General features: G+C 36.0%; 19 protein-coding genes. 3 read left to right on the top strand and 16 right to left on the bottom strand.

Annotation, left to right across the window (positions count from 1 at the left end):
* Positions 1-9: 9 nt before the first annotated feature.
* The 16 genes from DW000_RS04190 to DW000_RS04115 form a co-directional block, all read right to left on the bottom strand.
* A complete protein-coding gene (locus DW000_RS04190; protein ID WP_120055248.1) occupies positions 10-804 on the bottom strand; it encodes a LicD family protein in 795 nt (264 codons plus the stop codon).
* Positions 805-816: 12 nt separating this feature from the next.
* The gene (locus tag DW000_RS04185; RefSeq protein ID WP_120055246.1) at positions 817-1,818 is read right to left on the bottom strand and encodes a polysaccharide deacetylase family protein; all 1,002 of its coding nucleotides are present in this window, start codon (positions 1,816-1,818) and stop codon (positions 817-819) included.
* Entirely contained in the window at positions 1,815-2,906 is a 1,092-nt protein-coding gene (locus DW000_RS04180; protein ID WP_120055244.1) for a glycosyltransferase, read from the bottom strand. The genes DW000_RS04185 and DW000_RS04180 overlap by 4 nt, the downstream gene beginning before the upstream one ends.
* A gap of 10 nt (positions 2,907-2,916) precedes the next feature.
* Positions 2,917-3,687: a DUF4422 domain-containing protein gene (locus DW000_RS04175; protein ID WP_207798785.1), complete on the bottom strand. Its 771-nt coding sequence runs from the start codon at positions 3,685-3,687 to the stop codon at positions 2,917-2,919.
* Positions 3,668-5,278, bottom strand: coding sequence for an O-antigen ligase family protein (locus DW000_RS04170; RefSeq protein WP_120055242.1), 1,611 nt, complete (start codon positions 5,276-5,278; stop codon positions 3,668-3,670). Before DW000_RS04170 ends, DW000_RS04175 begins: the two co-directional genes overlap by 20 nt.
* Positions 5,279-5,303: 25 nt before the next feature.
* On the bottom strand, positions 5,304-6,308 hold the full coding sequence (locus DW000_RS04165) for an acyltransferase (protein WP_120055240.1): 1,005 nt from the start codon (positions 6,306-6,308) through the stop codon (positions 5,304-5,306).
* Positions 6,305-7,405, bottom strand: coding sequence for a UDP-galactopyranose mutase (glf, locus tag DW000_RS04160; protein ID WP_120055238.1), 1,101 nt, complete (start codon positions 7,403-7,405; stop codon positions 6,305-6,307). The genes DW000_RS04165 and glf overlap by 4 nt, the downstream gene beginning before the upstream one ends.
* The gene (gene wbaP, locus DW000_RS04155) at positions 7,405-8,844 is read right to left on the bottom strand and encodes an undecaprenyl-phosphate galactose phosphotransferase WbaP (RefSeq protein WP_119563097.1); all 1,440 of its coding nucleotides are present in this window, start codon (positions 8,842-8,844) and stop codon (positions 7,405-7,407) included. The genes glf and wbaP overlap by 1 nt, the downstream gene beginning before the upstream one ends.
* 249 nt (positions 8,845-9,093) lie before the next feature.
* Entirely contained in the window at positions 9,094-10,287 is a 1,194-nt protein-coding gene (locus DW000_RS04150) for an O-antigen ligase family protein (RefSeq protein ID WP_008714512.1), read from the bottom strand.
* Between the two features lie 80 nt (positions 10,288-10,367).
* Entirely contained in the window at positions 10,368-11,306 is a 939-nt protein-coding gene (locus DW000_RS04145) for a DUF535 family protein (RefSeq protein ID WP_101928922.1), read from the bottom strand.
* A gap of 41 nt (positions 11,307-11,347) precedes the next feature.
* A complete protein-coding gene (locus tag DW000_RS04140) occupies positions 11,348-12,433 on the bottom strand; it encodes a glycosyltransferase family 4 protein (protein ID WP_101928921.1) in 1,086 nt (361 codons plus the stop codon).
* Between the two features lie 105 nt (positions 12,434-12,538).
* The gene (locus DW000_RS04135) at positions 12,539-14,560 is read right to left on the bottom strand and encodes an LTA synthase family protein (protein ID WP_120055236.1); all 2,022 of its coding nucleotides are present in this window, start codon (positions 14,558-14,560) and stop codon (positions 12,539-12,541) included.
* Positions 14,561-14,627: 67 nt separating this feature from the next.
* A complete protein-coding gene (locus tag DW000_RS04130) occupies positions 14,628-15,383 on the bottom strand; it encodes a glycosyltransferase family 2 protein (RefSeq protein WP_101928919.1) in 756 nt (251 codons plus the stop codon).
* 57 nt (positions 15,384-15,440) lie between these two features.
* On the bottom strand, positions 15,441-17,474 hold the full coding sequence (locus tag DW000_RS04125) for an LTA synthase family protein (protein WP_101928918.1): 2,034 nt from the start codon (positions 17,472-17,474) through the stop codon (positions 15,441-15,443).
* Positions 17,475-17,807: 333 nt separating this feature from the next.
* On the bottom strand, positions 17,808-18,986 hold the full coding sequence (locus tag DW000_RS04120; protein ID WP_120055234.1) for a transcriptional regulator: 1,179 nt from the start codon (positions 18,984-18,986) through the stop codon (positions 17,808-17,810).
* 305 nt (positions 18,987-19,291) lie between these two features.
* Positions 19,292-19,891: a class I SAM-dependent methyltransferase gene (locus tag DW000_RS04115; RefSeq protein WP_120055231.1), complete on the bottom strand. Its 600-nt coding sequence runs from the start codon at positions 19,889-19,891 to the stop codon at positions 19,292-19,294.
* Positions 19,892-20,145: 254 nt separating this feature from the next.
* Here DW000_RS04115 and DW000_RS04110 point away from each other — a divergent pair, with 254 nt between their 5' ends.
* The 3 genes from DW000_RS04110 to DW000_RS04100 all read left to right on the top strand — a co-directional run bounded on the left by DW000_RS04110 (position 20,146) and on the right by DW000_RS04100 (position 26,053).
* Complete coding sequence (locus DW000_RS04110; RefSeq protein WP_004692934.1) at positions 20,146-21,501, top strand: hemolysin family protein; 1,356 nt, start codon at positions 20,146-20,148, stop codon at positions 21,499-21,501.
* A gap of 428 nt (positions 21,502-21,929) precedes the next feature.
* Positions 21,930-22,994 (top strand): efflux RND transporter periplasmic adaptor subunit, encoded by a 1,065-nt coding sequence (locus tag DW000_RS04105; RefSeq protein ID WP_120055229.1) that lies wholly within the window; start codon positions 21,930-21,932, stop codon positions 22,992-22,994.
* Positions 22,991-26,053, top strand: coding sequence for an efflux RND transporter permease subunit (locus tag DW000_RS04100; RefSeq protein ID WP_120055227.1), 3,063 nt, complete (start codon positions 22,991-22,993; stop codon positions 26,051-26,053). The genes DW000_RS04105 and DW000_RS04100 overlap by 4 nt, the downstream gene beginning before the upstream one ends.
* Positions 26,054-26,205: the final 152 nt, after the last annotated feature.

The raw sequence follows: 26,205 nt of genomic DNA, 5'->3' as shown, positions 1-26,205 counted from the left end.
CCCTATACATTAAATCTCATATGCTCTAATACTTGATATTTTACGTTTACCTTCTGGCGGTATTTCCATATAGTTACGACCATATAAATTACTTAAATATGTATCGTAACATGAAAAAACCTCTAATTTTAAATCTCTAAATTCTATAGGGACACGTTTTTCAAAAGCAACCTTTACCATACATTCAGCTTCACCATAAACGCCCCCAGTAATAGCTCCTACATAATCAGAAGTATTATAATCATACTGTTTTGCTAATTGATCTAATTTATGAGCCCAATATTTATATCCCACACATTTAGCAAAAATAATTAATATAGACTTGATAAATGCTCTACTAAATGATTTACCATGACATAATTTAGCATCGCATAATTCGAGCATTTTACTATAAACTTTACGTTTTTTATAGATACTAACAACTTCATTTTTATCATTTGGTAATCCATCAACAGGCATAATATCCATAAATAAAAACTGATTAGCATTACTGTACTCATCTTCAATCTTGATATCAAGCTTTTCTAATCGCGCAAAAGGATATTTTGAGTTATTACGCTCAATAGATCTAAGCAGGTAATTGCTATGTAAAACCTTTGGAAATATAGTAATTAATTTTTCATAATCTGGTCGACTTAAACAAATGTCTATATCATCATCCCAAGGAATAAAACCTTTATGCCTAATGGCCCCCAATAATGATCCTCCTGATAAAGAATATTTAATATCATTCTCTTTACAAAAGGAATCAAACTCTTTAAGCATTATATATAAATGATCTTGAATTTCAGATATAGTCAACATTATAAAAATCCCCTAATTTTCAAACCATACTAACTTCATTTGTCGTATAAATTCATCTTCTGACCAGTCTTCAATGCCGAATCTAGGTATAGAAAATGGATTAGTATTAGAATGAATCTGTGCTCTTTTAGTACTAACTGAATATGTGAATCCTAGATATTGAACAATTTGTTCTGTTACTTGATCAAAACTTTCTTTATGACCAAAAGGATACGCAAAAATATCTATATCCGTGTGTAACAAGTTCTCTAAAAAAAGCTTAGAAGATTGTATTTCTTGTATTTGTTCTTCTCTACTAATATGTTTCAACGCTGGATGATGAATAGTATGCGCTCCTAATGTGATTAACTGACTTTGATATAACTCTATTAACTCCGATGAGGTCATAGTTCTATTATTAGGATTAACTTTCAATCCATAAGATTCATACCATCTGTCTAACATCATATCTCTTTCATTAGGATGTAGAGAAAAAAGCATATGGTGTAATGTATAAAAACTATGTAATCGCTTTTTATCATCAGATACATCAAATATATGTCTTTGATTTAATATATCTAACTCAATTGATTCTCGTAGATTTTTATTTTCGAATAAAACAGTTTCTAATCGATCCCACCAAAACTCTTTACCCGTATCTACACCGCCAGATGTTATAAAAATCGTCGCTGGGACTTGATACTTTTTTAAAATTGGAAAGGCATATTTGTAATTATCATAATATCCATCATCAAAGGTAATAATAACAGATGGTTCCTTTATATCATTGCGTTTTAAATCATTAAAAGTTATTACATTGTAGTGATTTTTTAAGATTCGAATATGTCTTTCAAAATTATCAGGAGTTACATTAATATTAAATAAATCACGATTCAAATGATTAACTCTATGATAAAGTAAAACAACTACTGGCTTATCATAAATATTATGGATTAAATTAATTGGAGCCAATCTTTTTCTATAGATAGATCGAATCCATGGTAGATTCTCTTTTATATAACCTTTAAGACTCATTGTTTTCCCTTGTATATATTTTCAATCTTCTTTATAGCAACACTGGAGTCATAACCTAACTCTTTAATTCTAGCTCTATAATCAATATATTTATTCTTACCAAATTTAGATATAATCTCATAAGCCCATGGTTTAGGATTATCAATTGGTAGAGTCCTACATAAATCAGTTAACACAACCTCTTGTGTAATCGTATCAGATACTAATATTGGTATACCTAATGCTTGAGACTCAATAGCAATTAGGGGTAGCCCTTCAAATAAAGAAGGTAATATCATAATATCTATAGCTTGCATAATATCCACAGTATTATTTACATACCCCATAAAAATAACCTTGTCAGATATAGCTGCTGATTTTACAAGACTTTCAATCTTATGACGTTCTACACCATCCCCCAAGAGAAATAAATAACTATTAGGATTTTGTTTTAATACCTCTTTAAATATATCGATAATAAAAGGATGATTTTTAACAGGCGTAAAACGACCAATATGTCCTACTACCAATGCATCCTTAGGAATGTTGAATTTTTGTCTAACCTCCAACCCTAGATTTATATTTCTATCATATAAATCTAAATCAATCGCATTATGTAATAAATAATATGAATCACTATCTATACACTTTCTAGGAAACATCCATTCTGAGGCCTTAGTAGAGCAACCTATATAAGTATCAACCAAATAAGGTAATAAAAATCTTCCAACCTTATGTAATCCTGTCTTTAGAAAGCGTATGATTTTTCGATTATCATCTATACTAGAGCTATGCGCATGTAAAATAATAGTTTTAAATCCGGCTAATTTAGCAATCAAAATAGGAATAATATTGACATAAGATTGATGAAAGTGAATGATATCTTTTTCTTCAGAAAGCAGACACTTCATTTTTTTATAGAACTGAATAATATGATATGGTCTACTAACCGTCTCCACATTATAATTTACATCAAAATTTTGAGGATTATCATAACTCAGTAGTGTTAATTCAAATTCTTTTTTATCAATCATTCTATATAATTGAAGAACATAAGATGTTAAACCTCCCATATCTTTATCTATAGGAAGTTCTATTACCTTTATCATAGTCAGTATATTATCTCCCAAATAATTTACGTTTTAAAAATAATCCACCTTTTTTAATCCAATTTTGAGGTTCCATGAAAGATACATTTTGTTCTTTATAGTTAATATTATTAGCTTCAATCCATACATCAAGCAAGATTTCGCTAACAAAACCATAGATACGCGCTTCATATGTATCATAATCAGAAATATCAACACGTTTTTCGATTTCTTCTAAGATGGAAAACATCCATTCACAGTATTGATCAAATAAATCTCTACGCATCACGAACATGTTGAACATATGAGCCCAAGTGCGATTGCATACCTTTGTGAAAGCAGCGCTATATTCGGGATGTTTTTCAGCGATGATTTGCTCTGCCGCATCTAGTCCTGAGCTATGGTGGGCATTATTATAGTGAGAACGATTAGACTCAATATAATATTTACGCTTATCTGCTACTACTACAGGATATTGTGAAAGCAGATTCTCCCATTCTGCTCCCGTTAAAATTTGATTCTTTTTATCCTCCACAGAGCGTACCTCTTTACGTGTAAAGTAACGTCTGTAATGAACGAGACCAATATAATCCGCATCAAGATTTTTCCATGCCCAATAGAGGCCCGTCAATTCACAGTAATTAGCATTCTTTGAAGATATATTATCTCCTGTATGATCCCCCGTATAACCAATATCAGCCTTACCATCTCGCCCTACATGAATCGGCATATAAACAGAATCTTCAGGCATCCAATATTGTTTATGTGTTGCTACTAAAATCTTAATATTCACTAATTTCATCCACCTTATTACGATATGAATTTCTCGTATATACTAATGCATAACCAAACCCTAATAATATCCAAAAATAATACAGCTCATTTAAAGTCGTTCCTATCCCTGTCAACAAAGACTCTATATAAGCAATTGTAAAAAATATAATCCATATATCTTTTGGATTTTTAAATACATAAATAAACAATCTAACTAATAAGAGTACAATAGGCCCCATAAACAATACAAAACTTATGATCCCTGTTTCCGATAAACGAGAGGTATATTCTCCTAACATGGGAATAGAAATATTAATAAGGCCCTTATTTTTAATATTTTCAATCCACATTTTTACTTCCGCACCATTTAATGTATCTTCATCTAAATGATTCAAAACATATGGGGTACGTAACCCTTGCCCAATTCCTAATAATGGATTTTCTTTAAATATATTCAAATCAGCTTTCATAACACCATATCTTTGGTTATTACTACGACCACCTTTTTTAGATAAAGACGTAATATTATTTTCTCCATAAGATGTGATTTCATTTGCAACCTGCTGAGTTGAAATATTTTTAATTGTTGTACTAGTTGTACTTTTAGTAGAAGCATCTTGTACATAAAGAACATTAGATGTATATACTATATTTCCTACAAAAGCTAAAAGACCTATTAAAGTTACAAGAACTGTATGTATTATAAATTTTTTGTTTCTAAATTGAATACAAAGCGCAAATACAAGCAATATGTGATCTATGATAAAAAAAACAGTTGCAGTTCTACTATTAGCTAATAAGGTAATCATCTCTAAAAGCAATAGAATAATGAAAGATAATCCTACCAACTTTTTATTCTTAGATGTAAAAATAATACTCCATATAAAAGGAATTGTGATAACTGCATAAATCCCCAAAAAGGATGGTTCGGGAAATAGAGACCTAAATTGTAATTCTGGCCAAAATAATGGTGGCCACCATGTATTATTAATCTCAATAGCATGAACTATAGGTCTTATGTATGTTAATAATGAAAGTGCCCATTGCTGTTTATCAAAATAAAATAGTTCAACAACACCAAAAACAACAACTAGACTAGCAGAAATCAATGAACCCTTACTTACTATTTTCAAAATTGTTTCCGAGCGATTTTTATACCAATAGAAAATCAAATAAGAAAATCCAAATGTAAAAATAAGTTGAGTCAAAGAGTTCTTTAAAACTCTAAAGCAAAAATGAATGACCGATAATGTATATTCACTCACAGTTTCATTAAATATGAATTGAATTATAGCTTCCAATTTATGATTCATATAATTAGTGCCAGGAACTAAATCATAATAAGGGAAATTAATCAAACCATGAACTAAAGATACAGCAATACTGAAACCTAAAAGAGCTATATATAATAATTCTTTCCAATATAAATGATATTGACGTAGAGTATGTCTTTTTAGCCATACACTATATACTAAACAAATAAATAGTGTATAAAATGATGCTTTTGCTGAAAACTCACCACCTAAAAAACCTATTCGTAAAGACATGGGTATTACAGGAAATATTACAAATATAAAACTTAATCCTATTAAACTATCAATATATTTATTACTAGACATATACTCTCATCCTACTACTCTCATCTTATGATTTCAATTTGATTAACTTGGAATTACCAAAAACCCAAGAGGTTATTTTATATCTATCAAAAAACTTAACAATAAATATAGGCACTATTGTACTAATCATACAAGATAAAATTAAACACACCATAATATTATCAATAGACAGGTGCTTAAATATAGTTCTCAATGGTCCAGAAAAATATAAATGTAAAATATAGATTCCCAAAGAGTAACGACCACAAATATTCCAAATAGTAACCCACTTTATATTCTTAAACTTAAAAAATAGAACAGATAAAAAAACAGAACCTGATATAGCACATATAAACTTTAAAATATTATGCACTTCAATATAAGGAAATGTAATGACTGCCAGAACAATACTAATAAAACCAATACCATTCAACTTATTACAAATAATTGTCCTGAGTTGATCCTGATACATACATAATACTGATCCTAATGTAAAATACACGCCTCCATAAATAATTAGATTAATAATCTTCAATAATCCATGAATGGGTGGCATAAAAAAATACAAACATAGAAATATAATAAAGACTATTGTAGGCTTTATTATAGATTCAAATATAGGAATAGCTACAAAAAGCCAAATCAATACATACAAGAACCATAAATAAGAAAGAGGGGCTATATAAATGTGCATTAAATCAACTAGATTAAAATGATCACTCATTTGGATATTCCCATACAATGTTGCATAATATTTAGATAACCAAAATACAACCGAGAATAATAAATACATAGGTACCATGTTTAAAAACTTATTAGAAATTTTTTTTAGTAGACCTGAATTTTTTCGTGCCCATGTAAGCTTATATAAAAAGCCACTAATCAAAAAAAACAACGGCATGTGGAAACTATAAATAACATCATATACAAACTGTAAGCTCCATTGATATTCTGTAAAAGTTTCTGCACGAATATAGCCAAGAATAACATGACCAACAACAACTAAAAATATAGCAAAACCCTTTAGCGAATCTAGCCACTCAATTCTCATTCCTGAAACTCCTTATTACATAGTGCTAAAGCACTAGCAATGACCTTATCCATATCGTAATATTTATATTCTCCTAAACGACCACCAAAGATAACATTGGAAATCATTTCGGCCTTTTTAACGTATTTAGCGTAAAGATCTAAATTCTTCACGTCATTTACTGGATAATACGCTTCTTCACCGATTTTCCAGTCTTTTGGATATTCTTTTGTTACATACGTAACAGGCTGTGTGCCAAATTCAAAATGCTTATGTTCAATAATACGAGTATACGGAATTTCTCCTTCCGTATAGTTCACCACCGCAACACCTTGATGATTTTCCTCTTCGAGACGCTCTGTTTCAAAGCGAAGACCACGATATTCTAATATCCCTTCAGAATAACCAAAGTATTCATCTATAGGGCCTGTGTAGATAATCTTATCTGCCAAAGATTCGTATTCATTCCTATGTTTAAGGAAATCTACACCTAAGCGGACTTCAATGCCTTCTAACATGCGTTCAATCATCTTGGTATAACCACCCATAGGAATACCTTGGAAGCGATCATTAAAATAATTATTATCGTATGTATAACGCACAGGTAATCGTTTAATAATGAAAGCTGGTAACTCTGTACATTTACGGCCCCATTGTTTTTCCGTATACCCTTTGATGAGCTTTTCATAAATATCCGTACCTACAAGACTAATAGCTTGCTCTTCTAAGTTCTTTGGCTCCCCTGATATAGCAGCTCGTTGTTTAGTAATGATATCTTGTGCCTCTTTTGGAGTTCGAATATTCCACATTTTAGAGAATGTATTCATATTGAACGGCAAATTGTACATCTCGCCTTTATAGTTTGCTACAGGACTATTTACATAGTGATTAAACTCAGCAAATTGATTGACATAATCCCACACATGTTTCAAGGATGTATGGAAAATATGAGCACCATAGACGTGAATATTGATATCATCTTTGCTTTCACAATATAGATTACCTGCTATGTGATTGCGACGGTCGATGACAAGTACAGATTTACCACGCTTGTGCGCCTCATGAGCAAATACAGCACCAAATGGGCCTGCCCCAACTACTAAATAATCGTATTTCATTAATAGGCCCCTTTCGATTTAGCAACAGCCAATACAGTTTTCAACAGATATACAATATCAATCCATACAGACCAATTATGCACATACCAAGAATCCATGAGAACTCGTTCTTCATAGGTGGTATCACTGCGACCACTTACCTGCCAAACACCAGTAATCCCTGGTGGTACAAGGTAAAAGTCATTAATATAGTCGCCGTATTTTACAATTTCATCTCGAACAATAGGTCTTGGCCCTACGAGGCTCATGTCCCCAACGAGAACATTCCACAACTGTGGCAATTCATCAAGACTTGTCTTTCGAAGGAATTTTCCGATTCTTGTAACGCGAGGATCATCTTTCAATTTAAAATCTCGCTCCCATTCTTCACGAGCAGCTGGATTATCTTTTAGATATTGCTCCAAAGCCTCTTGTGCATTTGGCACCATGGATCGGAATTTATAACAAGAAAATGATTTCCCACCTTGACCAACGCGTTTATGTCCAAATACGATAGATCCTGGAGAATCTAAGTAAATCAATATAGCAATGATACCGAGAATTGGTAAAATCAAAATGCCACCACATACCGTAGCTACAATATCAAAAATACGTTTGAAAACACGGTTAGATTTGCGTGCTAGGTTATTTTGCACACGCAATACGACGGCTTGTTCTTCCATCATGCCACGTGCTGTAATATTACTGGCTGGTAAACCGAATAATTCAGGAACAAATGCTACTCGTTTTACTAATACTTGTAATCGATTAATCAAGGATACTAATTTTTTAGACTCAAGTCCCGGAGCACAAATCAGTACAGTTTGAACGCCTGTATCTTTAATAACGCTTTCTACATCTTTAAAGGCTCCAAGGCATGGATATTCTTTAGCGATGGATGATGATTTAGGATTATCATCTACATAACCAATAATCTTATAGGTAGTAATCGGCATACGCTCTAATGATCTCTGTACAAGTTCTGCTGTCTTTCCCGCCCCAACGAGAAGAATCGGAATTGTTAAATATCCTGCTTTTGAAAGTAATTTTCCTACAATAAAACGCTCGCTAAAGATAAATACGAGCATACATATATAAGCAAAGGCAACAAATAAACGAGACACATCATTAATAACATGTCCTGTGTACATGAGAACAATCGATACGACAACCCCTATGGTAATGCTGCGAAACAAATTTTTCATCGTATCCCAATAAGGTGTTACCACAGAATAGACATTATTAAGCAACAAGATAGTTAAAAATACGATAGGCACAATACCATATACGTAAATTTCTTCTACCTTAAAATTTGAACTTACTGGTAAAATTGATAAGTTTAAACGCAAATAATAGGCTGCTAATATCCCCAAAACAATAGCAATATAATCTGCTATAAGTACTATGAGCTTACTTATAAATAACTTTTTATTATTGTTATTACAGATAGAACGATTCATACTAATACCCCAATTATAAGAAAAGGTTGTTTTCTCAATCTCAAAATATTAAGAAAACAACCTCTCTATCATACGAATACAATGTACCAATATTTACATATATTGTATCATATTTAAATATATAAAACTATAAAAAACATAGATTTCACCTATCTTTTATGTAGTTATTTATTCTTTAAGTCTATTTAAATCCTACTTAATTGTCTATTAAATAGTAGTTAGATGCCTTCCAATACAGCTATATAATTCTCAATTATCCCGCAATTGAAGCATAATCCCCATAACAACCCAAAAAATGCGAATACCCGATGAATTACCCCAAGTATAATCAATAGATCCAAATAAAAATAAATAACTAATAAAACCTACAATGATTGATAAATCATAAGGATTTGTAGATATAATATAGCTTTTTACTGATTTATAGATTGTGAAAATTGAGAATCCTAAAAACCCAATTAGACCTAGTATGCCAGATTCAGAGGCTATTTGTAACATATTATTATGAGAATGACCTAAGTCTTGGGTTTCTTTTTCTGATTTATACTGCTCTCGATATGTTTTCTGCCACAAACCTGGACCAACACCAATTACAGGATGATCCATAATCATTTTTCTATCCGACTCCCATACATAGATACGGCCTAAATTTGAGCCATCAGTAGTTACATTAAAGGTGCTTTCAAAACGAGCCATATAAGCTTGATTACTAGTAAATATAAAACTGATTCCTATAGTAGCCACAAGAAGTACCAATAAATAACGAATGTTAACAAAGGAATAGCGCAATGTAATAAGTACACCATTAATACCATTAAATAGCCAAGAACCACGGCTTTGATTGCCTAACATTCCCAACACTATACTAAATAAAGAGAATACAGCTGATTTTTTTACATAAGAAGGAAATGTTTTATCATAAACAGTAATTAAAGCTAATGAAAAAGCGAGCGTTAACAACATAGCTAGCCCCATCATAGAGCCATTAATGACACCACCTGCACGACCCTCTGTTCCTACATTATACCCCAGTAAATATTGTACAAAGGCAGATAGAGCATCGATGCCTATATACACAAAAAATATTGATAAAATAGTATATAATTTGCGAGAACTCTTGATAAATAGCAAGATTGGTACGATAATTAAAATCTTCCAAATCCAAATATTAAAGAAGTACTTAGTCGTCACTCGTATATTATCACTAATAAATGCAGACGGTAATATACATAACAGCATACCTAAGTACGCCCATCCATATTGGCGTATCGAATTTGGTATAGAAACTTCATCTCTTTTATACCACCATGTTAAAAGTGTAACGAGTACTATAAGTCCATAAATAAAATTACCAAAAGCCATAGATGACCGCGTCGTACATATCATAATTGAAATGAGTACAGTAAGTATCATTTCATAATTCTTAAGTATCCAAGATTTCATACTAACACCCTTATCCCCTTATTGTTATTATCTAATAATTAAGTATAGTTACGACTTACATATAACGTATAAATGTATACTTATTTTATTAAATTTTTCATATGTTCTTGAATTTCTTGTTCATATTGATCGAGTAATTCATAGCGTTTACGATATTGGCTACGTTTTTGTGACTTTATCTCCTCAATAGGCTTACGATATTCCTCTAAAGGAATTTTGAAAAAACGTTCATCACTACATAGTACACCGCCAGATTCCTCCCACAATGAATCTAGCTCAGCTACCTTTGCACGATGACCGCGAACTAAATGAGTATTCGCATAAAAGCCTTCATCAGATACAGCGTAAATAGATTCTACCTTACAAATGGCTGCAATATGACGTAATAGGAACATGATAAAGTTTTTTGGACGATAGCCAAACATCTTTTTTGTAACTATTTTAGCATTATCAAGACCATCTTTATAACCTTGAATCGTACCAATCCACATAGCAGATTCCCCATTAAAACCTTTACCAAAACGGAAGTTAGCATGGTATACCCCTTGATTACCCAAGGTGAGTAACAAGGTCAAAAAACCTTCTTTACGCTGACCAGGTCCATAATATAAACGAGCTACCATATCAAGGTCTACCGATTCCCATACGATATAGCCACGATTCATCCGACTTACGTCATCATAAATATTATCAGGATCTACAGAGTACATCTCACGAATTGCTTCATCTGTAAATATATCTTTCAAATAATCAAAATGATTAACAATAGCCTCTAATCGTTCCTGAGGTGTAGAGCTTTTAAACAAGAAAAATCTTGTCATCAACTCAAATAAACCAACTTGTCGGTCTAATAGTGTTAAATCAGGCGTGTAACTTGCAAAGTAGTTCTCTAGCGCCTCTATTTCTCGTTTATTTCGTATGGAGCGCATTGTATGTAAGAAGGTACGACGTGTTTCCCTCCAACTACGCTTGCCGTAAATCTTACGACCTCGCTGCCATTGTATTTGTAAATATCCCATCTCATACTCCTATCCACTAATACAACTAACAAACTTTATCATTAATGATTAGTGGAGTGTAAATTATCTATAATCGCAACTAATTCATCAGCTACACGATTAACAATGAATCGTTCCTCAACAACACGTCGTGCATTTGTGATAATACTTGATAAATCTACCGCATCACTCATCACATGCTCCACTGCTTGTTGTAATGTATGTTCATTCAAAGGATCAACAATAAATCCAGATATACCATCTTCTATAATTTCTCTCTGAGCCCCAGATCCACTCGTAATGACTGGTACACCGCAATACATAGCCTCACAAATAACAAGACCAAAGGCTTCACGCGTTACAGTTGGCAATAACAAGCAATCAATTGATCTATATAAACCTTCAATATCAGGTGTAAAACCTATAAATTCAACATAAGAATGCATGTGATGCGCATCTATATAGTCTTTAAGTTTTTTGATTTGATCCTCTGTACCAGCCCCCGATATAATCAACCGAATATCTGGATTGTTTTGATGAATCTGTTCAAGAGCACTTAAAATCAGATATAAACCCTTACGTTCTGTAATACGCGCACTATATCCAAATGTAGTAACTTTAGATTTCATTGGCACATTATCTGCAAATGAAAGAAATCTATTTGGATCAATACCATTATAAACAATATAATATTTACTAGTATTCTTAATAATAGGTGTCATAAGGTCATCATAAACGAGTTTAGATACACATACAAAGGCATCTACTTGTGAATTGATCCATTTATGATACATATCTGTTTTACCAGGTACAAGATTATGTTTAATAAACATCAATTTAGCACCCGTTAACTGCTTAAGAGCAATACAGAATAAGATATATTTACCAGAGTGGCATACAATTGTATTAATTCCTTGTGCTTTCATCTGTTTGGCTACTGCATTAACAGATAGAAAACCCTTCAAAGTATAGAGATTGGCAGTCATCACATGGCCGACTTGAGCATAGCGAGATTGCATCTCTTCATTTGATTGGTCTACTAAGGTATAAGCAGCCCTATGTCGTTGTTGTAATTGTTTACAAATATCATATACATATTGTTCACCACCGCCCCAAATTTTGGCGCCTACAATATTGATTATAGACATAGGTTCCTCCTATCATATACAGATCAATACACATATAGTGGCATCCATTGATGTATTCGAAATAATGTTTACATATACATCAATAGATATCATCGTCTAATTATACTACGACTTATTCATACTGTCCTCATGATTAATGAGCCACATGGTCAACAATGTCCAATCACGAGCATCATCCCCATGATTATCAATAGGCCGAATTGGCTCAACCGGTTTATAGGACGGTATGTTGCTTTCACCATAATCCATGCGAACATCGCCCATCATATGCGGCGTAATCCACTGGTACGGCGTAACTAAAGTTTCTGGCTGCTCATCAAACAAGGACGGCACAATGGAATAATATTCAAAACCCTTTGGTGCAATGGTTTCAATAATGGTAGGCATGAGGCTCATATGCGTGCCAATGGGCACCGTAATCACATCCTTAGTGAAAGCAGGATGTTGTAACAACCCTACGGTACAGAATGTATCGCGCAAGGTATAGTCCCGTTGAATTAAAGATGTATTATTCAATGAGCCAAATAGATTAGAGTGATCACCTGTAACAACAAATAAACTATCTGGAAAGGCCTCTTTCATAGCATTTACAAAGTTAAATATTGCCTTATCACTATAGCGATAGGTAGCCAATTCTTTATTGCGTTTCTTATTAGATTTTAGATCATCCCCAAGATTCGGCATGACCTTTTCAGGATCATAATCTAATAAGGAATCCTCCATTTTATAAGGACCATGATTGGATGTAGTGTAAATAAAATGGAATGTCGGATGATCTAATCCTTTAATTTGTTCCGTTATATTCTCTAAAAATACGTGATCGTATACGCCCACCCAAGTTTTAGGTACATCAGGACCACAGAAAACAGAAGCGCTTTCCACACGGTCAAAGCCTTGAGCCTTACCGAAGTGATTAAAGTTGCCGTACGACGCATTACCACCATACCAATAAATCGTATCATAGCCTAATCGCTTCATTTGAGCTGCCAAAGAGGTCGGCAACGGTTCATGCCAAAAAGCTTCCCGTTCATTGATTTCCATACCCGCATCATAGACGCCGGATAATAGACTTACAATGGATGGACGAGACACATTACCAGCAGGCAAGAAATTAGGTACTTGCACCGTATGAGGATTATCTTTAAAATCCCATAAACCAGGACATATATTGAGATCCTTATAAGGTTCATCAAGAGACCATTGAGGGATACTTTCACCAACAATAAAGAAAATATGCTGCGGTTTATCAATACGAGGACCTGATGCAACACGTTTAAATGCATGAAGCGGTGTGTGTAGATCCTGCCATGAATCTTTGTATTCGTTAGGAACAATACGATAAATGGCGTCATCAATATCTTCAGGAGATGCGGTATATTCATCACGTAGCGGATGTTTAAACACCGTTTCTAAGGCACATAAATCTGGCACTGTAGCACGAGCAAAGAATATATCTTCTTTTACCACTGTAGGAATCGTATCCCATTCTGGTTTATCATCATGAGATAAGGTACCACCGTAGCGGAACCAATAGAATCCTAGAACAGATGCCGCCACAAGTCCTATATTCCAAGCTACAGTAGGCCAGGTTCCTTCAATGTTTGGATATGGTATAGATGGCAAGGATAAGAAGAAACCTCCCATGAACCAGGATATAACTGCAATAGGAATCAATCCTAGAATGACAAGAATTCCTCGGTCTTGATTAAAGAATACATCAATCAAATTCCGTTTCTCTGCATGATTTCCATAATGAACCATATAGTTGTACGTATCATGGAAATGCTTGTAGAAGATCATTTTTCCTGCAAAGGCTGCGTACAGTACACAGGAATACATCGTTAGACCTACTAATCGTATGGAATCTTCTATTTGATGGTACCCTTCAAACCATAGTGCAGGGAGTGTCACCAAGACTAAAGGTAATAAGAATACATAGGCATCAAAATCCATGCCCCACCAAAAGCCGTAACGCAATGAACCTAGAGCTGATTTCCAACGACCTTTCCATGTTGGATACGGATTATAAATAATCATAAAAATGATTCGAAAGATACTACTCAATATGGGTGCCCAAATCATTAATTTTATATTTTGTTGTAGGGATAGAAAAAATTGTTCACTCATTTATACTTCCATATCTACTTAAAGAACAATACTTCCCCATAGCAACCTACTTATACTACATTACTGATTATAATTGTCCATTAGATTTATTCAAATAATACAATTTTACATACTTTGTCATGGTGTACATCATATGATAGATCGATAATAGAAAACCTATTTTTCCGTCTAATATGCCACCTTGCAAAATATATATCTTGAAAAATGCCCATGTAGGGCGCAATATAATATCCCCTAAAAAATTACAAGACTTCCCTTGTGCCTTGTATTTATTAGCTGCTACCGTCGTATACTTATTGAACTTCTCAAAAAATTGATGCCAATTATCATACGTATAATGATACAATTTTCCCTCTAATGTATCTTGTGGATACGGACTGATAAAAGCTTCGTGAACAGCCCCTTCCACAGTTGCTCCCTCTCGAGGCATCAATCGTAATACCTTATCAGGCCTCACCACACCATGGGTTGCCTGATTATAATGGAATAGATTATATCTGCGTAACCAATACGCCTTCGGTTCACCTTGAATAGCTCGTTGAATAGACTTTGCTAACTCTAGTGATACACGTTCATCAGAATCGACAAATAGAATCCATTCACTCTGGGCTTGTGAAATACCAAACCGTCGTTGTTGTGACCAATCTCCATTTAAGGGATGTGGTATAACCTTTGCACCCAATCCCGTAGCAAGTGATACTGTCTGATCTGTACTGCCATCATCGATGACTAAAATTTCATCAGCAAATTGAATACTCTTAATACAATCTACAATATGTTGTTCTTCATTGCGCGCTAAGATAATAGCCGTCACAGTACTCATAGATAATCCTTTAACTTACAAATCAATTAAATTTAATGGATAAAAATGTATATTTCTTTATTTGATGACATCCCCATGTTTAATGCGCCATGCCGCAAGTTCACGCATGTTTTTAATCATATCCCCATAGGATTGAGGCATGCTCGCACTTTGTTCTAACACTTTGCCACTTTTATCAAGATATAGTCTATGATTAAATACAAATTCCTCTTGTGTAAACAAGCTTGGTACCATCGCTTCATAGGTTTGACCAGGTCGGCCTACCAATTCCGCCAAGGTTGGAATGATTTGAATGCTCATGCCGAACGCATTAGGTGCAAGCCAATCTTTATGAATACCACGACCATAAAAAATAATAGGAATAGTAGATGCCACATTAGGACCTACTTCACGAGCAAAGTTAAAGCGTTCGCTATGGTCACCTGTAATGACGAACAGTGCAGACGGATCTGCTGTTTCTTCGCGAGCGATAAAATCACCCATTACGTGGTCTGCGTACCAAATATGGCCCATTTCGTTCAATTGCTTATCGTTTTCTTCGATAGAATCTGGCAAATGCCCTTTTACCTTATTCACATCGTAGCCTTCCTTAGCCACATTGATGCTATACGGTGGATGATTAGAGGTGGTCATAATCACATTGAGGATTTTTTCCCCTCTATGCTGATCCATGTAGGCAGAAATAGCTTTAAACAAGTCTTTATCGCCTACGCCCCAAGCATTGCCGTCTTCGCTTGGCATTTCAGAGGCATCGTGGAATTCATCAAAACCTTGAGATAAAACAAAGTTTTTAACATTTTGCCATGTGCTAAAGCCACCATACCAAAATACAGTCTTGTAGCCTAGCTTTTTCATAACAGGACCAATGCCTAAACCGTAAGGTTCTTTGAAACTTTCACCTTCATAGTTAGGATATAGCCCTGTATCAGGCATCCCTGTCAACAAACCATTGATGGCCGGCATCGTACCGGTGCCTTGGGCAAGGGCTAGCTGCGTGCTCATCGCTTGAGGGCTGGCAGCGTATTTACGACCTTGCTCAACGAGGTACGCACCAGGCCCGTTATATTCAGCGAGGAACGGCCACAAGCCATAGGATTCTCCAAGAACGAGGTTTATAGACTGCGGTTGATCCGCTAATCGTTGTGTCGTAATGGTTCTCGTGAAAGAACCGTCAAAATTTGTACCGTTAAACTTACCACCAACGGCAGTGATTTTTTCATTTAACTCTTGAGGCGTTAAGTTAATAACCTCAAGCTCAGCCGTCCGTTTTGCAATGCTTTTAACACGATATAGAGCCTGCACATCGTCTAGAATATTTTCGTTCAACAAATTGGAACTAAGTCGGGCCGCACTTTCCCAGTTGATAGAATTTGTATAGCTGAAAGCACCGCCAAATCTAAAGAATAGACCTATTACACCGATAGCGACAGTTAATCCAATGCCCGTCATCCATTGCGTTTTCTTAGTTTTAGGATACCAAGTAGTACAAAGTCGTTGATGATCTGCAAAATCACTATTTCTTACATTATCCGCATCATCACCATTCCTTAGGTCAACAGCGTAGTCACTATATTTCTTGGCCCCCCACGCTAGGAAACGAACTAGAAAATAGCAAAGCGCTGCGCTCAATACAACGGCCCCTATGATGTACATGAGGGCATTATATTCATTGATAGCGGTATTTACAATGGCGCCGATATCATCGTTTTTACCGTTGATGAGCATCGCATTGTAGGAAGAGTTAAATATCTTGTAGAACGGAATGCGTCCCAAAAACAGGAAGGTCAACAATATAGTCGCAATGGAGTAGAGGACCTGTTTAATGCGCAAGGACGGCCATTTTGGCACAAAGGTATGTACCAACGTCCCCCCTAAAAAGCCTAGTAAACACAAAGAACCGACGGTCTTGAGACTCAATCTAAATCCTAGCCACAAGGACGTGAGGATATTCTCCATCGTCACGGAAGCTAGTTGTGATTGAAATACTGCAAGAAACACGATTCTAAATGCAGTCAACAGAACAGAGAAAAAGATAAATACCTTAATCTCTGTTCGTATGCCTTCAAATAATCGCTGCCATCGGTTCATCATTAACCCCTAACTGTTGAATCGTATAACCAAATTGTTAAATCACTAATCCAACTATATTGTTACAAATATAACAAAACTACATAACTATACTGCCTAAATGAGTAATAAAACATCATAAACTAGATATACTACATATATATCCTACGTAATATGTTACGTAATATTCTACTAATTACATAACTATCAATTATTTTGGATATTTCTTACATTTAGGACCTTTACATCGTTTGCATTTACCGCATCCACGGTCGATAGTCTCAGCACCTGCTGATTTTTTCGCACTAGCACTCTCCTTGACCATCTTTTCAGAGGCCTTACTATTCCATACGGAAACTATCGATTCTGCTTTTTTGCGGATTCATCCTTTTTGGATTTTTTATCCTTTTTCTTGTCTTTCTTCTTATCTTTTTTCTTGAAAGTATCAGCTAAGAAGACTGTTTTTAACTTATCATTTAAGACTTTAAGCTTCTTTTCAGCTTTATCTTTCTTTTTCTTTAACTTTTCTTCGTCTTTAGAGCGTTTTTCTTCCTTAGACTTCTTGTGTTTTTTCTCTTTTTTATCTTCTTTATACTTTTTATCTTTCTTAGATTTTTTGTCGTCCTTGGACTTTTTGTCTTCTTTGGATTTCTTATCCTCTTTAGATGTTTTATCTTCCTTGGATTTTTTATCGTCCTTAGATTTCTTATCTTCAGAACCGTTAATACGCGCCCATTCATCGTCAACGCGTTTCAATTTCTTTTTAAGAAGCTTCTCCATCTTCTTATTTGTTTTATCGGACTCTAAACCGGCTTTACCAAATAATAAAGCATTCACCGCCGTGTATGGATCGATAGAGGACATATCCTCATCATCCACGTTAGCTGCCTCTAATTTCTTATCTTTTGAAAGTTCTTCAAGACCATCTACATCTATCGCTTCATCTTCATCTAAATGATGAATTGCTAAACTTTCAACGCCTTCTAATGGTTTTACATCAAGGTGCTCAATCGCAGTATCTTCAAAATCCGCCATTTCCTTACCAGAGCTTTCACCAAAACCAGTAAAGAGACCACCTATAGATTTTAATTCATTCAATTTAATATGATTCATGCCCACCGTAGAATCATGATGCACAGAAACGTCAGATAATTGTACCTGTTCCATAGCATATGCATCATCATTGTAACTCGCACCCTTGCCAAGTCCAGATGTATTAGAAATGACGATATCTTCCTTATCGTCACCTAGCACATCGCCAAATAGATCTTCTTCTAAAGATTCGTAAGAATGCAATAAGGCCATACGTTTTTGAACATCTTCAATTTGATTCCACAAATCAACGAGAGAAGATGTATAGTACACCCGTTCTTTTACCTCTAAATACGCTTGGTAAACGATAGATAATTCGGTCTCATTAAGACCTTCCTCTGCACCAATTTCTTCAATCATTTGTTGAATCTGTTGATCTCGGTCATATCGTTTAATTAACGCTTTACGAATGCGTTCAATCAACATTGTATTGATGAGTTCCATATGCACCTCCTATATTCAATACACTCAGTCCTACCCGCTACATTAGCGTATACGAATCAATGTATAGAATCATAAAAATAAATTGATTTTATAATCTCTAATATATTATTATAGCAGAATTTATCTGCTTTTTCCTTAATAATATGTGTAAAAGTTCCTTAAAAATAGAATAAAACCTCAATTTAAATACGTCCCTAATAGTATGCATTTCATACTATTAAAACACTATTCAAACCGAGGTTATTTAATTAACTGTTACATCAAAAATATATCTAATTGTTACATAAAAGTCTTAAATTACTGCACTAAAACAAGTTAACTGAATAGACGAGAATTCGTTCCTTTGTATCGCTTCCTTCAAAAAGGTCACTACAATCAATAGGTTCCTCTTGTTCCAAGCGCACATGGTTATTTAAAAAGTTCTCCACCTCGTCATTAACGTAGTAGAAAAATAACTTAATCTCCCGAGGATTATGATATAGCGAATCAAAGATATTTCCTAGTACCCGCTTAATCGTATGGAGTGCAAAGGGATTAAAGAAAAAGCATCGATCAGCCTGATCTGGCAATTCATACAGCGCTGCATCACCTAGTACAAAGCTTACACGATTACGAGTTGCCGGGCTTTCACCATTGATCAAAGCCTTTTCATAGAGCCGTTCATCGTATTCGATGCCTATGGAATAGCAGCCCGTTTGGTAAGCCATGAAAATACTCACTCGGCCCTTGCCACTGCCATAATCGATGAGCGTATTTTTCTTGCGAATATGACCGCTATTTGCCAATCGCTCCAGCACGCAATAATCCGTCGGCTCGTACGGATGATGCTCCGTATCGGAACGACTATCATCGCGACCAGAGGTTTTAATTTGTAATACACTTTCCCACTCTTGCTCTATTGCCATCTATATAATCCTATTATGAGGCCAAAATATATGACCTAATATTTAATACTAATCTTAATTTCTATACATACTATACCCTTATTAGGGTACTATTTACTAGTCCAGTAACACCTATAGTATATAACAAAAGCATCCACATCGGGTGCTTTTGTTATATGAAACACTTATTAATGCCGATATGGTATACTAGGAGTAATATTTCTATTATTCTCATGTGCAGAATTATATGTCATTAAAAAGGAGTATCTACTTACATGGACAGTGATCTGACCTTAGATTTTATTATTATCATTGTATTAATCATCGCAAATGGTTTATTCTCCATGACAGAGTTAGCCATTGTAAATGCGAAAAAACGTAAACTTGAAGAATTAGCAGAATCAGGCAATGAACGCGCGAAAACAGCCTTTGAATTATCGGAGAACCCAAATGAAATGTTCTCTACCATTCAAATCGGCATCACCCTCGTAGGCATTTTAACTGGTTTGTATTCTGGTGCCACCTTCTCTAGTCCATTAGAAGAAATTTTAGTATCAAATATTCCAAGCATCGAACCATACGCAGCCTCTGTGAGCTCCTTCATTATCGTCGCCATCATCACCTATTTATCCCTCGTTATCGGCGAACTCGTGCCTAAACGCTTGGCCTTAAATAGCCCTGAAAGCATTGCCGTTGTAGTAGCAAAACCAATTTACTGGCTATCTGTGGCGTTAAAACCAATCGTTAGCTTCCTCGGCGTTTCCACAGAATTTCTCTTAAAAATGCTAGGCGTTACTGTAAAAGAAGAAGCGCCTGTTACAGAATCTGAAATTAATAAAATGCTTACCGAAGGCGTTGCTATGGGTGCTTACGAAGAAGAAGAACCTATCCTCGTAGAAAATATCTTCCATCTCGCAGATATGAACGCAGGTGACATCATGACGCCTCGTACACAGCTCAAATGGATTGATCTTAACGGCACGGAAGACGAAATCATGGAGGTCCTCAAGAATGCCAACCATTACCGCATTCCTGTAGGTACCGATTCCTTGGATGAATTAAAGGGTCTCGTTACCGTATCCGATGTATTAGTTCAAATTATGCAACGTCCTAGTGAAAGTTCCATTCACGATATCATCAAAGCTTGTTTGAAAGAACCAGTTCTCGTTCCTGAATCCATTTCACTCATGAAATTATTGAACGTTCTACGTACAGAAGGCGTTCACGAAGCTATTATCCTCGACGAATATGGTGGTTTTACTGGCCTTGTCACCTTGCATGACATCATGGAAGAAATCGTAGGTCTTATGCCTTCTGGTGAGGAAGAAATCAAGGAAGAAGAAAACAAGATCATCGAACGCGATGGTGCATGGCTCGTAGATGGCCTTCTCAACGTAGATGAATTTAAAGAATTCTTTCACATCGATCAAGAATTGCCAGGCGAAGAAGACGACTTGTACAAAACTATGGGCGGTCTCTTAAACGTCCTCTTCGGTCGTATCCCAAAGGAACTCGACAAGGCAAAATGGAACGGCTATACCTTTGAAGTCATCGATATGGATCATACTCGTATCGATAAAATCCTTGTAACCTATGAAGAACCTATTGTAGAACAAGAAGAAGAAAAATAAAGTTCAAATTATATAGACAAAAGCTAAAAAAGTGAGTTCTCTTACTATGAACTGTACACCAAAAAATTGGACATATTTTTGGATACAGCTTAATTAATAGAGGACTCACTTTTTTGCTACATTTTTGTATTCATAAAATAAGTAATACAAATACTAGCAAAATATAGATTACTTTTAAAAATTATCATTAAAATATATCATCAATTATATAAATTAAGTATATAATTCTTTAATTTTCTGCATAAAGGCTAGAACTTTCAATATAAATATAGTATTATTAAATTGTATAAAATATATAATTAGTTTTTTCTATAAAATATATAATTAGAAATTAGAGTTTTCTAATATACATATAGAGTCCTATGATTACTACCTATTTGTAGTTCTGTGTCATAGGGCTTATATGCGGTAGTCAAAGGAGAGATTCTATGAATCAACGAATCATAGCAACCATAGGAGCCCTATTAATAGGGACCGCGATTATTAGTGGTTGTGGATCAGAAAAGCCACCTGAAGATACAAGTCTCAAGGTGCGTACCATCACTATAGGTGAAGAGTCTGGAACTACTGATGCTGGCTATGCAGGCACCATTCATAATAAAACAGAAACAAACTTAGCCTTTCAAATTGGAGGGCGTGTCATCAACAAATTTGTAAATGTTGGCGATGTAGTGCAAGCAGGCCAAGTGATTGCTCAAATCAATGGTTCAGATACATCAGCTCAGGTGCAAAATGCTGAAGGTGCTGTAAAAGCTGCTCAATCGGCCTACGAATTGGCAGAAACCAATGCTAAACGATACCGCGAGCTCTATGCACAACAAGCGATTAGTAAATTGCAATTAGACCAAGCTGAAAATCAATTGAATGCCACATCTGCTCAATTACAACAAGCACAAGCAAGCCTTAATTTGAGTAGCAATCAAAATAGCTATACTAATTTGACGGCTCCTGATACAGGTATTATTACAGCTTTCAATATTGAAGCAGGACAAGTCGTAGCAGCCGGTCAAAGCGTTGGTACCTTAGCGGCTGGTCACGACCCAGAAGCAGTCATTGCCCTTCCTGAACAAGAGTTGAGTAAAATTCATGTAGGTAGCCCTGCTACTATTACCTTCTGGGCCTTACCAGATGTAACAGTACAAGGCGTAGTGCGTGAAATTTCACCAGTTCCTGACCCTGTAGCGAGAACGTATACCGTAAAAATTACCTTACAAAATGCGCCTAAAGAGGTACAGCTAGGTATGACGGTCAATGCTAATCTATCTACTACAGATAATACCAATATTTCTATTCCGTTGACGGCTCTTGTAAAAGACTCTAACGGCAATAATGCGGTCTATATCATCCGCGATAAGAAGGCTCATCTCGTGCCTATCAAGACTGGTGAGTTCGGTAAGAACTCCGTCATCGTTACATCTGGTTTAGCTAAAGGTGACATTGTCATCACCGCAGGTACCCAACAATTACAAGAAGGGACGGCGGTTAGTCAATGAAACAATTTAACTTAGCCGAATGGGCTCTTAAACACAAGTCCATTATCTACTACTTCATGGCTGTGCTCCTCACCTTTGGTATCTTCTCATTCACCCATATGGGACGCATGGAAGATCCTGATTTTACGATGCGCACCATGGTGGTCGGTGTTGCTTGGCCGGGGGCTTCTCCACAAGAAATGTCGGATCAGGTAACGGACAAACTCGAAGAAAAACTACGCGACCTTCCTGGTGTAGATTATACAAAATCTTTTACAGATGGCAGCAAATCCGTTATTTATATCAATTTAAGAGAGGATTTGCCATCCGATAAGATTCGCCCCGCTTGGGAAGAAGCGCGGAATATGATCAACGACGAATGGAAATCATTGCCTGCAGGCGTTCAAGGACCGACCATTAACGACAGGTTCGACGATGTATATGGCATTATCTATGCCATCAGTGGTGATGAGTATTCGTACGAAGAAAAACGACAACAAGCAGAAGACTTAAAACGTCAGCTTTTATCTGTTCCTAATGTTAAGAAAATCAGCCTCATTGGGGTTCAACAACAAACCCTCAATGTAACCATAAACAAGGATAAACTCGCATCCTATAAAGTCAGTACACAACAGCTGTTAACAGCGCTTAAACAGCAAAGTATGATGGTTCCAGCTGGTGTGATTACAACGGATACAAACAATGTATATCTCCGCGTCAACGGCCTATTCGATAGTCCTCAAGCGGTGCGAGATATGCCAATCCGCATCAATAACCAAACCTTGCGCCTCGGTGACATGGCTGATGTAACCATGACCTACCAAGACCCTAGCGATCCACAGTTCTATTACAAAGGCAAGCCAGCCATTGGCATCGCCATCTCCATGGATGCAGGGGCTAATAATATCGAATTTGGCGAAGCCATCGACAAGAAGCTCGGGGAATTACAGAAAACGATTCCTGCCGGCCTCGAACTCAATCAAGTATCGAATCAACCGCATATCGTTAAGGAATCCATCGGCGATTTCTCTCAATCTTTATTTGAAGCCATTGCCATCGTATTACTCGTAAGCTTTGCATCTCTCGGCTTACGAACCGGTATCGTTGTAGCCCTCACCATTCCAGTTGTTGTGTCTACAACGTTCATCTTGATGTATGAAAGCGGCATCTATCTACATAAGGTTAGCTTAGGTGCCTTAATCCTAGCTTTAGGCCTCCTTGTAGACGATGCCATCATCGTTGTAGAAATGATGAGCGTTAAGCTTGAAGAAGGGTGGGGTCACTTTAAATCAGCTACCTTTGCTTACCAATCTACAGCATTTCCAATGCTATCGGGTACGCTCATTACCTGTGCAGGCTTCTTGCCATTAGCATTGGCACAAGGTATGGTAGCAGAGTTTACAAAGTCCCTATCCATCGTTGTATTTATGGCGCTCATCCTATCTTGGTTCGCCTCTGTTCTCGTCAGCCCTGTATTGGGTTATAAAATCATCGAAAACAAGGCTCCCAAGCCGGAATCGGAATGGACTAAACGAGACCGTATCATGCACAAGCTCAATGTGACCTTCTATGATAAGTTTGAAAAACTATTACATTGGGCTCTAGGACATCACAAGGTAGTCTTACTAGCCACCCTAGGTGCTTTCGTTTTATCCTTGCTTTCACTACCATTGATCAAACAGGAATTTTTCCCATCATCAACGCGTAATGAAATCATTATATCCATGCAATTCCCTCAAAGCTCGTCCATCGAATATACTGCTAACCAAGCAAAACTCATCGATGAACATTTGAAAGATGACGAACGCATTGCAACCTTCACCTCCTACATTGGGCAAGGTTCTCCACGTTTCGTCCTCACCTTGGAACCCGAATTGCAACGGAACAACTTCTTGCAATATGTAATTGTTACAAAATCCTTAGAGGATCGCGATAAACTCTATGCTGAATTGACTCCGTATTTAAACGAGCAATTCCCATCGGCCCTTGTAAATACGCAATTCTTACAAATCGGTCCACCATCCAAATTTCCAGTCATGCTTCGCGTTGCTGGCCCTGATCAAAAGGTGGTAAAAGAAATTGCAAATCAAGTAAAAGCTAAAATGCAAGACGATAAAGACTTACAAAATATTGCTTTTGACTGGCCAGATACAGAACCTGTAGCCAATATTCACATCGATCCAAACAAGGCACGTTTACTCGGCATCGATAGCTATGCTGTATCCTTGCACTTGCAAAGTCTATTGTCTGGTACTAAATCTGGTGAATACTACGAAGGGAACCAAACCATTCCTGTTACCTTCCGTTTAGGTGACAACGAGCAACATAACTTAAGTGCTCTTTCATCCTTGCCAATTCAAACAGGAAATGGCTCCTATGTACCACTTAGCCAAATTGCAACCATTACCATGACACAAGAGGATGGTATTATTTGGCATTGCAATATGATGCCAACCATTAGTGTCCATGCCAATGTAAAAGCAGGTGTATTGGGTAATGCGAAAACGAAAGAGATTTACAAATCCTTACAAGACATTCGCGATTCCTTGCCTACAGGCTATTCTATTGACCTAGACGGCGCCGCTGAAAAGAGCGAAACAGCCGTTCAAAAGCTATTAACACCAATGCCGATTATGCTCTTTGTAATCATGACCATCCTCATGTTCCAATTAAAGCGTATCGTCCTCATGGTAATGGCTCTACTCACTGCTCCATTGGGACTAATCGGTGTTGTATTAGCACTCAATATTACGAGAACGCCATTAGGCTTTATGGCTATTCTAGGGATTATCGCCCTCTCAGGTATGATCATCCGTAACTCCATTATCTTATTAGACCAAATTGAAATCCACAAGGCAGAAGGACAAGAACCTCGTGAAGCGATTATCAACTCCGCTACACTTCGTTTCCGCCCTATCATGCTCACCGCTATCGCAGCGATTTTAGGCATGATTCCTCTCATGGGATCTGTATTCTGGAGCCCATTGGCCATCGCCTTTAGCGGCGGCTTACTAGTGGCAACGGTTCTAACACTCATCGTATTACCAGTCATGTATGCAAGCTGGTATAAGGTAAAATAAAAAAGCAGTAACTATTTCTGCTTTTTTATTATCTATAAGATATATAGATAAACCACAATACAAAAAACCCCCTATAAAAGTTTCTAATACTTTTTATAGGGGGTTTTTTAATAAATATCATATAAAAAAAAAGCAGGGCTTTCCCCTGCTTT

Origin of the sequence: Veillonella sp. AF36-20BH (genome assembly GCF_003602765.1) — a bacterium.
Taxonomy (GTDB): domain Bacteria; phylum Bacillota; class Negativicutes; order Veillonellales; family Veillonellaceae; genus Veillonella; species Veillonella hominis.
This window is presented reverse-complemented; position numbering and strand designations above follow the sequence as displayed.

Bases quoted from the DNA above. Each gene is read 5' to 3' on its own strand.
- DW000_RS04190 (WP_120055248.1), bottom strand. From the start codon at position 804: ATGTTGACTATATCTGAAATTCAAGATCATTTATATATAATGCTTAAA.
- DW000_RS04185 (WP_120055246.1), bottom strand. From the start codon at position 1,818: ATGAGTCTTAAAGGTTATATAAAAGAGAATCTACCATGGATTCGATCT.
- DW000_RS04180 (WP_120055244.1), bottom strand. From the start codon at position 2,906: ATGATAAAGGTAATAGAACTTCCTATAGATAAAGATATGGGAGGTTTA.
- DW000_RS04175 (WP_207798785.1), bottom strand. From the start codon at position 3,687: ATGAAATTAGTGAATATTAAGATTTTAGTAGCAACACATAAACAATAT.
- DW000_RS04170 (WP_120055242.1), bottom strand. From the start codon at position 5,278: ATGTCTAGTAATAAATATATTGATAGTTTAATAGGATTAAGTTTTATA.
- DW000_RS04165 (WP_120055240.1), bottom strand. From the start codon at position 6,308: ATGAGAATTGAGTGGCTAGATTCGCTAAAGGGTTTTGCTATATTTTTA.
- glf (WP_120055238.1), bottom strand. From the start codon at position 7,405: ATGAAATACGATTATTTAGTAGTTGGGGCAGGCCCATTTGGTGCTGTA.
- wbaP (WP_119563097.1), bottom strand. From the start codon at position 8,844: ATGAATCGTTCTATCTGTAATAACAATAATAAAAAGTTATTTATAAGT.
- DW000_RS04150 (WP_008714512.1), bottom strand. From the start codon at position 10,287: ATGAAATCTTGGATACTTAAGAATTATGAAATGATACTTACTGTACTC.
- DW000_RS04145 (WP_101928922.1), bottom strand. From the start codon at position 11,306: ATGGGATATTTACAAATACAATGGCAGCGAGGTCGTAAGATTTACGGC.
- DW000_RS04140 (WP_101928921.1), bottom strand. From the start codon at position 12,433: ATGTCTATAATCAATATTGTAGGCGCCAAAATTTGGGGCGGTGGTGAA.
- DW000_RS04135 (WP_120055236.1), bottom strand. From the start codon at position 14,560: ATGAGTGAACAATTTTTTCTATCCCTACAACAAAATATAAAATTAATG.
- DW000_RS04130 (WP_101928919.1), bottom strand. From the start codon at position 15,383: ATGAGTACTGTGACGGCTATTATCTTAGCGCGCAATGAAGAACAACAT.
- DW000_RS04125 (WP_101928918.1), bottom strand. From the start codon at position 17,474: ATGATGAACCGATGGCAGCGATTATTTGAAGGCATACGAACAGAGATT.
- DW000_RS04120 (WP_120055234.1), bottom strand. From the start codon at position 18,986: ATGGAACTCATCAATACAATGTTGATTGAACGCATTCGTAAAGCGTTA.
- DW000_RS04115 (WP_120055231.1), bottom strand. From the start codon at position 19,891: ATGGCAATAGAGCAAGAGTGGGAAAGTGTATTACAAATTAAAACCTCT.
- DW000_RS04110 (WP_004692934.1), top strand. From the start codon at position 20,146: ATGGACAGTGATCTGACCTTAGATTTTATTATTATCATTGTATTAATC.
- DW000_RS04105 (WP_120055229.1), top strand. From the start codon at position 21,930: ATGAATCAACGAATCATAGCAACCATAGGAGCCCTATTAATAGGGACC.
- DW000_RS04100 (WP_120055227.1), top strand. From the start codon at position 22,991: ATGAAACAATTTAACTTAGCCGAATGGGCTCTTAAACACAAGTCCATT.